The sequence below is a fragment of the Streptosporangium sp. NPDC001559 genome (assembly GCF_042893955.1).
Classification (GTDB): Bacteria; Actinomycetota; Actinomycetes; order Streptosporangiales; family Streptosporangiaceae; genus Streptosporangium.
In genome coordinates this window covers 39159-51668 of sequence record NZ_JBIAVG010000024.1, presented here as the reverse complement: position 1 = coordinate 51668, position 12510 = coordinate 39159, and the positions used below count along the sequence as shown (strand labels likewise).

Here is a 12510-nt window from a genome sequence, read left to right as displayed (position 1 = left end):
ACAGCCTGAGCGAGAGGCGCCCGGCACGCCAGCACCTGGCTGGTCAACCGCCGATGTCATCGTCGCGGATGTCATCCGGATCTCCCAGGGGGCGCAGTCCTCCGGGCAACTCAGGCAGGGCGAAGGAGTAGCGGCCCAGCATGTTCACATGCGCGTGGATGGACGACGTCTTCATCGCGCACGCCGAAGCCCTGCACCCTCAGCCGGGTTACGGCGGCGTCCATGTAGCGGGTGTTGAACAGCACCACGGCGTTGAGGACCAGGCCGAGCGCGCCGAGTTGGTCCTCCATGCCTTCGTGGTAGCGCTGGTGCAGATGGCCGCGCTTGCCGTGAAAGATCCGCCGGGCCAGGGCGTGGCGACCTTCTTGCAGGTTGGACTGGGCCTTGATCTCGCGCCGATAGTCCGGCTCATCAGCCATCCGCAGAATGTGCAGGGTTTTCGGGATGCGCCCGTAGTGGGCGATCGCCTCTCCTAGCGGAGTGGGGCGGCCATCGCGCGACAGCATCCGGATCACGTCGTGGGCGCGCACCGCGCCGGTGTGGATGGAGGCGATGACGCGGCAGATGTCGTCCCAGTGCCGCTCGATCTTGTCCAAGGAAACACGGCTGCGGGCGATGTGCTGCAAGGGGCCGTAGTCGGCGCGGGGGTCGGCGCGCCACAGTTTCTGGTCGGGCAGGTCGGCCAGCTGCGGGGCGTAGGAGAACCCGGCCAGGGTGAGCAGCCCGTAGACGATGTCGCTGTAGCCGGCGGTGTCGGTGACGATCGTCTCGGGGCGGCGGCCGCCGTCGCGGTCATACAGCACGTCCAGCACATACAACGAGTCGCGCGGGGTACCGGCCACGACCATGCCGCCCAGGCCCGAGGCCTGGTCGTTCAGCATGTTCAGCCAGATCGCGCCGCGGCCCCGCCCGAAGTACTTGGGGTTGGGCCGGGCGTGGATCGTGGCGGTGGGCACGACGAAACGCATCCCGTCGACCGAAGCCACCAGCCCGCCACCCCAGGCCTGAGCCAGGCCGATGCCTGCCTGGGCGTCGATGAGGGTGGCGTTGGCGGCCTTGTACGTGGCCAGCCGCAGATAAGTCTGATCGACATGGGACAACCGATCACGCCGCAGGGCCTTGGCGCCGCCGATGACCGGGGCCATCCCGACGTTGCAGCCGTGCGCCACCAGCAGCGCGGCGATCGAGCTCGGAAGGTCGGCCAGCCGCGCCGCCTCCCCGGTGACGGAGGTGAACGCGGCATCGGCGCCGGTCCAGGAGAACACCTCCAGCAGCACCTCGGGCAGGTCCACCCGGGGCATCATCGCCTCCACCGCCGCCCGCAACGCCACCAGAGTGTCTGATTCGGGGACCGGCTCCAGCGCCGCCAGGTGCAGCCGCCCGTCGGCGGACGAGGAGGCCGGCCTCGGTGAGGATGTGGCGCTGGCGCAGCAGGGACTGGGTCACGGTGGAGACGCGGGAGTAGACGATCCGCACCGGGCTCTCCTCGGGAAGGGGTTGAGCCCGACTTTTCCTGTCGGGAAATCCTGTCGTCAATTCGTGTGCGGAACCGGCCATCCGACGTCATGGTTCGTAACTCAATGTCCGGTTTCCAGGAGGAGTGCGCAGAGGGTGTCGGGAAATCGGCTAATTCCGACGCCCTCTGTGCATGATCAGGATCACCAAGGCTCCTCGCGGGCGCTCAGCCCGTGCTTGGCGACGAGCACGGCCAGGGCGGCGCGCAGGGGGTGATCCGGTCGGCGGCGTCCGGCCCGTAGATCCCGATCGTGATGGTGGTCTGGGTGGCGTGGAAGGTGGTGCGGCGTTCCTCGGCCGCATCGTCCGGAGCGGCGTTCGGGTCGCGCGACCGGGCCGGCGACAGCTTCCCATCCTTGATCCTGGCCGCGTCGTCGGTGGCCAGACCCGCGCCAACCTCCCGAAACGCACCGTCCAAGACGTCGGCGAGCTCGGCCAGGTGCTCACGCGGGTCGGCGGGAAGACCCAGCGCGGTCAGCACCCGGTCCCGCTCCCGCGCCCGCACCCGAGGTTCGATCAGCCGCAGCACCACAAGGTCGAACAGCTCCCGCCGTGAGTCCCGCGTCGTCGCCACCCGCGACGCCACATACTCCGTGATCTCCTGCTCGGCGGCGGCGAAGTCCCGGAGCCCCAGCAGGTCCCGGATCAGCCCGCGCCCGCCAGGACACCGGCACCGAATCGCCCGTCCGCAGCGACCGGGCCCGCACGAAATCAGTAGCCGGTCCGGATCCTCGCGCCGTTCGCCGGTCAGCGGTGCGCCGCATTTCGAGAAGCCGACGGCGCCGTACCGCCTGCCGCGCGCCTCAGGACGGGCGCGGTGCCGCCAGGAGCTCGCCGACCTGGACGACCGCGAACTCGACCTGACCCTGGCCCTCCTCCCAGTTGGCGATCAGCGTGCAGCCCTCGTCGGCGAGCAGGTCACCGCCCGACCGTTCGGTTCGCAGGTACATCAGCCCCTCTTCGCCCTCGGTGCAGAAGAAGCTCAAGTGGGCGAACAACTCGGGCGACGTGCGGTCGGCCAGTGCCTCCCGCCACTCCTCGGCTGCCTCCGCCGCAAAGGGAAGGAGGCTTTCGGGACCCGTGCCGAGCGCGGTGGCGACTCGCATCGCGTCGAGGAGCGTGCCGTCCGAGACCAGCCGCGGGTAGCAGACGGTCCAGGTGCCGCGCAGATCGGACGCGGAGAGGTCGTGTCGCGCCAACAGAGGAGCCAGGTCATCACCCAGGACGAGACGGCCGGAGAAACACGCCGCCGCGAGGTCCGCCTCGAACTCCGGCGGAAGCCCCGCCTTGTCGAACTCGAAGACCGACCGGCTCGCGTCGAACTCCAGCAGCGGCTCCTCCAGGTCGAAGACCGGGCAGTCCCAGACAACCGGCTCAGCACCGTGGAGGACGGCCGGGTTCATCCAGATGGAGTCCCGCGTGAAGCCGAGCTCGTTGACGAGGTCGCCGCCGAAGAACGTCGCGTAGACGGCGTTGGCGTCGAAACCAGCCAACGGACGGCCGAGCAGGATCTCAAAGGCACCGGCCAGTTGTTCCGACCACGGGCCTGAGACATTCGAGGAGGAACTCATGCCGCGACCATATAGGCCGAGCCCGTCATTCTAGACCGGGCCGGGCCGGCCGGAGCCTCGGACGATACGCGCACAACTCCGGGGACGGATCGTCATCGGGCGTCGCGTATGCCGAGGATGTATGTCGCGGTGAGCGCGACGGCGCGGTCCTCGTCGTGCGACAGATCCGTGAGGGCTTGTGACGCCGTGGTTCCCGGGATGTCCGCGAGCGCCTGGGCCAGCCGCAGGCGTACGGACGGTCCGGCGCCGCCGCGGGTGAGGCGGTCGACGAGCCCGGTGGCGATCCGGTCCGCCAGCGCGGGACGGCGCGCCAGCGCCCCCAGGGCGTCGGCCGCGTCGACGTCGTTCGTCCCCTCGACGACGACGTCGATGAGCGCGGGGATCGCGGCGGACACCCCACGCGCCCCGAGAGCCAGCGCCGCGTGCCTGCGGACCACGCCGTCGGGGCTCGTGAGGGCCTCTCTCAACAGCGTGGTCGCCTTGCCGTTCTGGATCTCGGCGACGGACTGGACGGCACGTTCGCGCACCTCCGCCACCGGTGAGCCGAGGCCTTCCGCCAGCAGCGCCAGACCGTCGTCACCCGACTGCGCCAGAGCCCAGCGGAGGGCTCCGGCGACGTTGGGGTCCTTCTCGCTCAGCGCAGCCTCGACCAGTGCCTCGACCGGCACCGCGACCTCCTCGACAGAGGACACCGAGGACAGGGCCGCGCGCTGGCGCCTGCCCGCGCTCTTCGAGCCCAGCGCCTGCAGGAGCGCGACGACCTGGAGGACCTCCTCCCAGTCGGCGGGCTCCACGGCGTCGATCTGACGCAGCCGCGTCAGCAGCTCGGTCTCGGCCGCGATGCGTTCCCGCGTCTGGCGGATGAGGTCGTCGACGAGATCCGAGGGCGTGAAGTCGGGATCGTCGAGCGCGCGCCCGACGTCACGCAGTGACAGTCCCAGAGATCGAAGGCTCTCGATGTGGAAGATCCGGCGGACGTCCTCGCTTGAGTACTCCCGATAGCCGGCGCCGCTACGGCCCGTCGGCCGTACCAGGCCGAGCGAGTCGTAGTGCCTGAGCATGCGGGCGCTGACCCCCGACCGTCGTGCCACATCACCGATCAACACCGCCTGTCACTCCTCCTTGCCGGTCGTGCCGAGGGCTACGACGCGCTTGGCCTCCTCGATCGCGAACTCGAATCCGGTCTCCGGGTCGTTCAACAGCCGTTCCGTGGCGATCGCGTGCGCGCGCACGCGCGGCCCGGGGTCCGTCGCCGCGGCGCGCAGGGCCGGCACGATCGCCTCACCGAGCGCGACCAGCGCCCGGCTGAGGCTCAGCTGCGTCTGGCGTTCGCCGCGCCCGAGCTGCGTCGCCAGCACCGTGGCCAACCCGGCCTCCTCCCCTTCGGGCACGAGTATGACCGCAGCCCGCCAGGCGCTCCGCGCCACCTCGTCGTCGGAGTCGGTCAGAAGCGCATGGGTGATCGCCGGCCATGTCCGCCGATCGCCGATCTTGGACAGCGTGTGCAGCGCCTGGCTTCGTGCCTGCGCGCGCTCGGAGTGGAGTTCCTTGAGCAGCGCCGGAACCGTCACCGATGCCGGGTGGCGGGTGAGTGCCCAGGTCAGCATATCGCGCACGTAGAACTCGGGTTCGATCGCGCATCGTTCGATGAGCCTGTCGACGAACAGCGGGTCAGGGGTCGTGCCGATCGCCATCGCGGCCCGCAGCCGTACGGACTCGCGGCCGTCCTCCAGCCCTCGGAGAACCGCGTCCTGTTCCTGAATGGTCATCGGGACCACCTCCTCGGCAGCAGTGAAGACCTTGTCACCGTGTGAAGGTCAAGCGGGATCACCCCGGAGCCCCGTGTTCGCCCGGCAGTACGGACCGGTCGGCGGCACCGGGCCGGGTTCAGTCGTCGAGGGTGGTCCGCAGGAGGCGGCCGAGGCGTTTGCGGGTCTGGATGATCGGGGTCGTCTCCACATGGGTGATGGCGGGCAGGGCCGCCAGGCGCTGGGTGAGGTACCGGAAGGTGTCGTGGGCGTCGGTGCAGATCACCGTGGCGGCCAGGTTGGTCGGCCCGGTGGTGGCGGCGGCGAAGACCACCTCGGGATGGGAGGCCAGGGCCTCTCCGACGGCGGTCAGCTCGGAGGGCGGGACCGAGGCCCACAGTCGCGTCCCCGCACGATAGCCGAGGTAGGCGACGTCGAACTCGGTGTAGAAGTGGAGCGCCCCCTGGGCCTGGAGTTCGTCCATCCGCCGCCGGACGGTCGACGGCGACCAGCCGGTGGCCGCCGCGAGCTCGGCCGGTCCGGTGCGGCCGTCGCGGGCCAGGACGTTCAGCAGGCGCAGGTCGTCGGCGTCGCAGTGGGGAAGGTCGGTGCCGGTCACCGCGTCAGGCCCGGGGCCGAGCCGGTCGGCCTCCTGCGGGGTGAGGGCGTTCAGCAGCCGGACGCCTCCGGGCGAGCCGTAGAAGGTGTGCAGCAGCGAGTAGGCGGCGAGGTCCACCACCCGTCCGCCACGGGGCAGGCGTTCCAGGAGTCGCTCGCCGTCGCCGGGCATCCGTGCGCGGGTGACGCACTGCACCTCGGTGCCGCCGGAGACGACCTGCACCCAGGCCGTGTCCGGGCGGCGGGCCAGCGCGGAGGCGATCCCGTCCGCCGCTCCCGGGACACAGCGCAACCGCAGCAGCCAACGTCCGTGCGCGTGGAAGTTGGCGGGCGGAACCGCCACGACCCTGAGCAGATCGGCCGAACGCAGCCGCCGGTAACGACGCGCCACCGTCTGGTCGGAGACCCCCAGCACCTCGGCGATCCGGCTGAACGGGGCTCGCGCGTCGAGCTGGAGCGCGTGGATCAGCCGCCGGTCCAGCTCGTCCGCAACGTCGATTCCCACCACTGAAAGCTAATTGATGTCGGATTCAGGCCGTCAATCGGCTTCTGAGTTGTCCGGCGGCTCATTCGCGCCACAGAGTTCGTCGGGTACCGAGACGAAAGGACGAGGCGATGATTCTGGTGACAGGGGCGACGGGAAACGTCGGACGGCACGTGCTCACCCGGTTGAGCGCGACGGGCGCCCCCGGCGTCCGCGCCCTGGTGCTCCCGCAGAAGGCCGCGTCGGTCCGGGTGCCCGACGGCGTCGGCGTCGTGCCCGGGAGCCTCGACGCGCCCGGAGGGCTGGACGAGGCGCTGACCGGGGTCAGGACGGTCTTCCTGATCTGGCCTTTCCTCACGACCCAGGGCGCGCCCGCGGTGCTGGAGGCGATCGGCGGACACGCCCGGCGGGTGGTCTACCTGTCGTCGATCGGCGTGGACGGCCGGCCCGAGGAACGGGACGACCCCATCTTCAGGGTGCACGCCGACATGGAGGGCCTGATCGAGAGGTCCGGCCTGCCCCGGACCGTCCTGCGGGCGGACACGATCGCCAGCAACACCCTGGGCTGGGCCGACCAGATCCGCGCCACCGGGGTGGTGCGCGGCCCGCTCACCGCGGCCACGGCGGTCATCGACCCGCGTGACATCGCGGCCGTCGCCGCCCGCGCGCTCACCGACGACGCCCACCTGGGCGCGACCCACCTGCTGACCGGGCCCCGGGTGATCGGCCGCCCCGAGCAGGTCCGGGCGATCGGCACGGCGATCGGCCGTGAACTCCGCTTCGAGGAGGTCCCCGTGCCGGACGCCAGGGCGCGGATGCTCGCCGACGGCCGTCCCCCCGCCCTGGTGGACGCGCTGCTGGCGGCGGCCGAGAAGCGCTCGGCCTCGTCCCTGGTCACCTCGACCGTCGAGGGCCTCACCGGGCGTCCGCCGTACGACTTCCAGCAGTGGGCACACGACCACCGCGAGTCCTTCCGATGAACGACCACCTCGGACGGAACCGGACGGCACCCCTGGTCGTCGAACACGCCGAACCGGTGATCACCCCGGCCGCCGTCACGTACTGCGAAACAGGCCGGTCGCCGGTGTGACCGGCTCGTCCCAGTCGACGCGGTAGTCGTAGATCCAGCGACTCGGATCCGCACCCCTGCGGGCCATGAATCTCATCCCCGCGGCCATGACGAGATCACGCGGTATGCGCGCCAGGGGCCCGAGCCCCTTCCAGCCTCCGGTGCGGTTGCCCTGGTCGACGACCCGCTCCACGCGTTCGCGCCGGAGCCGTTCGTAGGCGGTGAAGGCCGCGGTGACGCCGGGGCTGTCGCGCAGGCACTTGGCCAGGACGACGGTGTCCTCGATGGCCATGGCCGCGCCCTGCCCGATCGAGGGGGCGGTGGCGTGGGCGGCGTCCCCGATGATGATCATCCGGTCGCGGTGCCACCGGGGCATGGAGGGGACGTCGTAGGTCTTCCAGGCGGGGAAGATCTCGCCGGAGGCCGCGACGAGGTCGGCGGCGGGACCGGCGTCGCGCCGGAACAACTCGACCAGATGGGCCCGCCACTCCTGTGGGTCGATCGTGTCCAGCTCGGCGCGGGTCGGTTCGACCTTCCTGGCCGGGTTCGCCGCCCACCAGACCTCCCCGCTCGGATGGGTGAGGTGCACGAAGAAGCAGTGCCTGCCGAAGATCGCGCTCATCACCCCCGGCTCGGCGCCGGTCCGGACGCCGTGCGCGTAGCCACCGGTGTTGAGCAGCCCGGAGTAGCGGACGCCGGGGGCGGCCGGGTCGATGATCTCGCGGGTGCGCGACCACAGGCCGTCGGCGCCGATCAGCAGGTCTCCTTCGGCCGTGCCGCCGTCGGCGAACCTCGCCAGCACCCCGTCTCCCCCGCCGTGGGCGTCCACGAGCCGCCTGCCGTACTCGATCCGCACGCCCTGCCGTACGGCGTGCTCGCGGAGCAGGCGGTAGAGGTCGGCTCGTTTGACGGTCCTGCCGACGGTGCCGTCCGGCAGGGGATCGCCGTACCGGAGCTCACCGAGTTTCCTGCCGGAGCCGCTGGTGAGGGTCATCCTCGGCGTCTCGAAGCCGATCTCGCGGACGTCCACGCCGAGGGTGCGTAACGCGGCGAGCGCGTTCACCGCGAGCGTCAGGAAGGCGCCCACGTTGTCGGCGCCGTGCTCGTAGGCCTCGTAGACGACCGGCTCGATGCCCGCCTTGCGGAGAGCGATCGCGCTCAGTGTGCCCGCGATGCCGCCGCCAACGACCAGTGATGTGTATGTCATACACATCAATCTATGTCATACACTTCGCGGGTGAAGGAAGAAGAGCTACCCGCGGGTCTCAGCGCGCTGTGGGCCCGGTTCGACGAGCCCGAGCCGGAGCGGAGAAGCCGGCTGACCCTGTCCCGCGTCGTCCAGGCGGCGGTGGAGCTGGCCGACGCCGACGGCCTCGACGCCGTGTCCATGGCGCGGGTCGCCGAACGGCTCGGCTTCACCACGATGTCGATCTACCGGTACGTCAGAAGCAAGAACGAGCTGCTGCTGCTGATGCTCGACCAGGTCGCGGCACTGCCCGCCGAGCTGGACGAGCCCTGTGAGGGCTGGCGGCCCGGCCTGGAGCGCTGGTGCCGCGCGCAGTGGGAGATGCTGCACACCCACCCCTGGATCGTGCGCCTGCCGATCACCGGGCCACCGATCACCCCCAACCAGCTTGCGTGGACCGACCGTGCCCTGGGAGCGCTGAAGGACACCGGGCTGAGCGAGGCCGACAAGGTGGGGGTCGCCCTGCTGGTCGCCAGCCACATGCACACCGTGGCGCGGTTGGGCGCCGACCTCGGGCAGGCCGCCTCGGGCGAGTCGATCGCCGCCTACAGCGATCTACTCGGCGGCCTGGTCGATGGGCGGCGCTTCCCCGCGCTGCGCGCCGCTGTCGACGCGGGCGCCTACGACTACCCCGCGGAGACCCCGGCGGACGAGCGGCGGCTGGACTACCGGTTCGGGCTCGCCCGGATCCTGGACGGCGTGGCCGCGCTGATCCGCGCCACGGGCGGGTGACTACTCGGGCCAGTCGGAGTCCTTGATGACCTCGACGAAGTCACCGCGCCGGAAGCCGGGAACGTAGTGGGCCAGCACGTCGGCCTTGACGTTGCCGAAGGTCGTCTCCGGGCGGTCCTTGATGCCCTCGGTGAAGGCGGCGAGGATCCGGTTCTTGAAGTCGGGCCGGGGATGGGCCGAGACCACGGCCTCGCGCTGCTCGTCGGAGACCGCGTGATAGCCGATGCCCAGGACGTCCAACTCCACGCCACGGGTGATCAGGGCCACCTCGGGCGCCATGTGCAGCGGGATCTCCGGGGTGGTGTGCAGGGCGATCCCCGTCCAGACCCGGTCGGCCGGCTCTCCGGTGACACCGTGGGCGTTCAGGAAGCGGCGGGCCTCGTCGGCGCCGTCGATCTCGAAACGCTGGTCGGTACGGCGGAAGCGCTCGGTCAGCCCCAGGTCGTGGAACATGGCCCCGACGTACAGCAGCTCCGGATCGAAGTCCAGCCTCTGCTCACGGCCGCGCAGCGCCCCGAACAGGAACACCCGCCGGGAATGGTCGAACAGCAGCGGGGAGGCGGCCTCACGCACCAGTTCGGTCGCCTCACGCGCCAGGGCGCTGTCCGGGATCCGCACACCCGCGATCGATTCACCCGTCATGACTGCCTCTCCTCGCCCTCGATCGGTTGACTCCTCCAGGGTCACCCGGTGCCATACCCTGACACCATGTCCATACGGCCATGTGAACCACAGATTCCGACATGACGCATCGGGTGGCCTTCGTGGTGTTCGACGGCGTGACCCTGCTCGACGTCAGCGGTCCCCTGGAGGTGCTGCACCAGGCGGGCCGGTACACCTCGGTCCTGGTCTCCCCCCGCGGTGGCGACGTCCGGACGGCCTCCGGGCCGACGCTGGCCGCGACGACCACCGCGGCCGACGCCGGGCCCGTCGACACGGTCGTGGTCGCCGGAGCCGACCACCTCGCGGAGCGGGGCCCCGAGGACGAACTGCTGACAGCGGTCGCCGCCCTCGCCGACCGGGCGGCACGGGTCGCCTCGGTCTGCAGCGGCGCCTTCGTCCTGGCCGCGCTCGGCCTGCTCGACGGCCGGCGGGCGACCACCCACTGGCGGCACGCGCGGGCTCTCGCCCGCCGCCACCCCCTCGTGCGCGTCGAGCCGGACGCCCTGCACATCCGGGACGGCCGTTACGTCACCTCCGCGGGGATCAGCGCGGGCATCGACCTGGCCCTCGCGCTGGTGGAACACGACCACGGAGCGGACGCGGCCCGGGACATCGCCCGTGAACTGGTCGTGTTCATGCAGCGCCCAGGCGGCCAGTCACAGTTCTCCACGGCGTTGGCGACCCCACCGGCACGCGGCGACCTGCTGCGCTCACTGACGGCCTCCGTGCTCGCCGACCCGGCGGCCGACCACAGCCTGCCCGCCATGGCCGCCTCCGCGTCGGTCAGCACCCGGCACCTGACCCGGCTGTTCCAGACGGAGCTGAACACCACTCCGGCCCGCTGGGTCGAACGCGTCCGTCTCGACCGCGCGCAGCAGCTCCTCCTCGACGGGCACAGCATCACCTCGGCGGCACGGCACAGCGGTCTCGGCAGCGACGAGACCCTGCGGCGGACCTTCGCCCGCCACCTGGGCACCACCCCCACCGAGTACCGCAGACGATTCGGCACCACGACCTGACATTCGGAGCGTCCACGCCGTCGTAACGGTGAGAGACAGGAAATCCACACCGGAAGAAAGGGCGGGCGGCGATGACCACGCGACGCGAAACAGACGAGACCGTTCTCCGGCGGCACCTCGGCAGGCTGGTCGAGGCGATCCAGGCCAAGGACCTCGAGGGCCTGGAACGTCTCTACGCGGCGGACGTCGTGTCCTTCGACGTGGAACCTCCGCTGAGGCACGTCGGAGTGGCGGCGAAACTCAGGAACTGGGCGAACGTGTTCGCGTTCTTCGCGGACGTGACCTACGAGGTGCGCGACCTGAGACTCGTCGTGGGTGACGACGTGGCGTTCGGGTACGGCTTCGGCCGGCTCAGTGGCACGTCGAGGAACGGGACCGCGACGAGCGGCATATGGGTCAGGGGCACCTTCTGCTTCCAGAAGATCGACGGCGACTGGCTCATCGTGCACGACCAGGCCTCCGTGCCGTTCGACATCGCGACCGGCAGAGGGGTGACCGACCTGGAACCCTGACGGTCGGCGGGAGACTCGGTCTGAGGCGGCCCGGCCGGTTCGCGACTCTCACGGTGAGATGGGATACCTTGACGGGACGGCGACCGTCCGCGCCGAACCTCCGGCGACCCGCCCCAGCCGGGTCACCCACGGAGGCAAAGGGAGGTCCACCTCTCGGCCGGAGCTTCGTTGCCGATCGCGTGCCGCCGTACCGGTCGCTGGGGGATCCACGGTTGGCCGCGTGGGAGACGACCATGACGAAGCAGCCCGACTTCAAACGACGCGTGCGCGCCCGGATGGCCAAGACCGGCGAGTCGTACGCCGCCGCCCGCGGCAGGCTCCTCGCCGAACGGCCGGTCGGCGACAGGATGGCCACGGCGTTGCACGTCAGCAACGGCGACGGCACGGCCCTGCCGGGAACCGGGCTCGCCCGGCGCGTGCTGTTCTGGCGTGACGTCCTGCACGACGGCCCGGTGCCCGCGGTGGGGACCGAGGAGCTCCGCCGCGTCAGGGCCGGTTTCCTCGCCGAGGCGGGCGCGGACGAACGGGGTGAGGCCTCAGCGATGTTCGCCGAACGCGACCGCGTCCTGGAGGACAACCGGAACGGCGAGTACGTGCTGTGGTTCGAGGCGGACCTGTACGACCAGCTGCAGATCATCCAGATCCTCGCCCGCCTCGCCGACCTGGGCGTTCCCGCGCGGCGCGTCACCTTGATCTGCATCGGCGAGCATCCCGGCATCGCCCGCTTCGGCGGCCTCGGCCAGCTGACCGTGGAACAGCTGCGCGAGCTGCCCGCGACGAAGGCGTGCGCCCGGCTGACCCCGGACGCGCTGCGGCTCGCCACCCGCGCCTGGGACGCCTTCCGGGCGCCTACCCCCGACGGCCTCGGCGCCGTCGCCGCGAGCCACTCGGCCGAGCTGCGCTTCCTCGGCGAGGCGTTCGACCGGCTCAGCCGGGAGTACCCGGCCACCCGCGACGGGCTTTCGCTGGCCGAACGACGGGTACTCGCCGCGGTCGCCGACGGCGCGCCCGACGCAGGAACCGCGTTCATCCGCGCGGCGGCGCGGGAAACACGCCCGTACCTCGGAGACATCTGGTACTTCGCGATGATCGACCGGATGGTCCGCGCGCCGGTCCCGCTGCTCGACGCCGAGCGAGGGGACCGCCGAGCCGGCCACGCCACCCGCCTGCACCTGACCGAAACCGGGGCACGGGTACTCGCGGGCGAGGCCGACCACGTCGCGCTCAACGGCCTCGACCGCTGGATCGGCGGCGTCCACCTGAGCGGCCACCACGCACGCTGGCGCTGGGACGACGGGCTCGAAACCATCACGGGAAAGGCCTGACGGCGCAC

General features: G+C 71.1%; 12 protein-coding genes and 1 pseudogene. 5 read left to right on the top strand and 8 right to left on the bottom strand.

The features are described from left to right. Window positions 1–43: 43 nt before the first annotated feature. The 6 genes and pseudogenes from ACFYY8_RS37875 to ACFYY8_RS37850 all read right to left on the bottom strand — a co-directional run. A pseudogene (locus ACFYY8_RS37875) lies at window positions 44–1385 on the bottom strand (transposase); the annotation flags it as partial. A 296-nt stretch (window positions 1386–1681) separates the two neighbouring features. Beyond that, complete coding sequence (locus ACFYY8_RS37870) at window positions 1682–2101, bottom strand: hypothetical protein (RefSeq protein WP_390049635.1); 420 nt, start codon at window positions 2099–2101, stop codon at window positions 1682–1684. A gap of 217 nt (window positions 2102–2318) precedes the next feature. After that, window positions 2319–3086, bottom strand: coding sequence for a hypothetical protein (locus ACFYY8_RS37865; RefSeq protein ID WP_390049633.1), 768 nt, complete (start codon window positions 3084–3086; stop codon window positions 2319–2321). A 92-nt stretch (window positions 3087–3178) separates the two neighbouring features. Further along, window positions 3179–4192 carry a HEAT repeat domain-containing protein gene (locus tag ACFYY8_RS37860; RefSeq protein WP_390049631.1) on the bottom strand — a complete coding sequence of 338 codons (1014 nt, stop codon included), beginning with the start codon at window positions 4190–4192 and terminating at the stop codon, window positions 3179–3181. A gap of 6 nt (window positions 4193–4198) precedes the next feature. Further along, window positions 4199–4855, bottom strand: a complete 657-nt coding sequence (locus ACFYY8_RS37855; RefSeq protein WP_390049629.1) for a HEAT repeat domain-containing protein — start codon at window positions 4853–4855, stop codon at window positions 4199–4201. A 118-nt stretch (window positions 4856–4973) separates the two neighbouring features. Further along, window positions 4974–5957, bottom strand: coding sequence for an Lrp/AsnC family transcriptional regulator (locus tag ACFYY8_RS37850; RefSeq protein WP_390049628.1), 984 nt, complete (start codon window positions 5955–5957; stop codon window positions 4974–4976). A gap of 110 nt (window positions 5958–6067) precedes the next feature. Between ACFYY8_RS37850 and ACFYY8_RS37845 the strand changes: the two genes are divergently transcribed. Further along, window positions 6068–6916: an NAD(P)H-binding protein gene (locus tag ACFYY8_RS37845; RefSeq protein ID WP_390049626.1), complete on the top strand. Its 849-nt coding sequence runs from the start codon at window positions 6068–6070 to the stop codon at window positions 6914–6916. A 75-nt stretch (window positions 6917–6991) separates the two neighbouring features. Here ACFYY8_RS37845 and ACFYY8_RS37840 read toward each other — a convergent pair whose 3' ends face one another. Beyond that, on the bottom strand, window positions 6992–8212 hold the full coding sequence (locus ACFYY8_RS37840) for an FAD-dependent monooxygenase (RefSeq protein ID WP_390049624.1): 1221 nt from the start codon (window positions 8210–8212) through the stop codon (window positions 6992–6994). A 30-nt stretch (window positions 8213–8242) separates the two neighbouring features. Between ACFYY8_RS37840 and ACFYY8_RS37835 the strand changes: the two genes are divergently transcribed. Beyond that, entirely contained in the window at window positions 8243–8983 is a 741-nt protein-coding gene (locus ACFYY8_RS37835) for a TetR/AcrR family transcriptional regulator (protein ID WP_390049622.1), read from the top strand. On the opposite strand, the gene ACFYY8_RS37830 is transcribed toward ACFYY8_RS37835, so the two are convergent. After that, window positions 8984–9625 (bottom strand): HD domain-containing protein, encoded by a 642-nt coding sequence (locus ACFYY8_RS37830; RefSeq protein WP_390049620.1) that lies wholly within the window; start codon window positions 9623–9625, stop codon window positions 8984–8986. Between the two features lie 101 nt (window positions 9626–9726). On the opposite strand from ACFYY8_RS37830, the gene ACFYY8_RS37825 reads away from it, so the two are divergent. From ACFYY8_RS37825 to ACFYY8_RS37815, 3 genes are all read left to right on the top strand, one after another. Further along, the gene (locus ACFYY8_RS37825; RefSeq protein WP_390049618.1) at window positions 9727–10665 is read left to right on the top strand and encodes a GlxA family transcriptional regulator; all 939 of its coding nucleotides are present in this window, start codon (window positions 9727–9729) and stop codon (window positions 10663–10665) included. A gap of 71 nt (window positions 10666–10736) precedes the next feature. Further along, window positions 10737–11177 carry a YybH family protein gene (locus ACFYY8_RS37820; RefSeq protein ID WP_390049616.1) on the top strand — a complete coding sequence of 147 codons (441 nt, stop codon included), beginning with the start codon at window positions 10737–10739 and terminating at the stop codon, window positions 11175–11177. A gap of 233 nt (window positions 11178–11410) precedes the next feature. Further along, window positions 11411–12502 (top strand): hypothetical protein, encoded by a 1092-nt coding sequence (locus tag ACFYY8_RS37815; protein ID WP_390049614.1) that lies wholly within the window; start codon window positions 11411–11413, stop codon window positions 12500–12502. The last annotated feature ends 8 nt before the right edge of the window (window positions 12503–12510 follow it).

Excerpts from the sequence above, each read along its gene's own strand:
- ACFYY8_RS37825 (WP_390049618.1), top strand. The coding sequence starts at position 9,727 with ATGACGCATCGGGTGGCCTTCGTGGTGTTCGACGGCGTGACCCTGCTC.
- ACFYY8_RS37865 (WP_390049633.1), bottom strand. The coding sequence starts at position 3,086 with ATGAGTTCCTCCTCGAATGTCTCAGGCCCGTGGTCGGAACAACTGGCC.
- ACFYY8_RS37855 (WP_390049629.1), bottom strand. The coding sequence starts at position 4,855 with ATGACCATTCAGGAACAGGACGCGGTTCTCCGAGGGCTGGAGGACGGC.
- ACFYY8_RS37830 (WP_390049620.1), bottom strand. The coding sequence starts at position 9,625 with ATGACGGGTGAATCGATCGCGGGTGTGCGGATCCCGGACAGCGCCCTG.
- ACFYY8_RS37820 (WP_390049616.1), top strand. The coding sequence starts at position 10,737 with ATGACCACGCGACGCGAAACAGACGAGACCGTTCTCCGGCGGCACCTC.
- ACFYY8_RS37840 (WP_390049624.1), bottom strand. The coding sequence starts at position 8,212 with ATGACATACACATCACTGGTCGTTGGCGGCGGCATCGCGGGCACACTG.
- ACFYY8_RS37845 (WP_390049626.1), top strand. The coding sequence starts at position 6,068 with ATGATTCTGGTGACAGGGGCGACGGGAAACGTCGGACGGCACGTGCTC.
- ACFYY8_RS37815 (WP_390049614.1), top strand. The coding sequence starts at position 11,411 with ATGACGAAGCAGCCCGACTTCAAACGACGCGTGCGCGCCCGGATGGCC.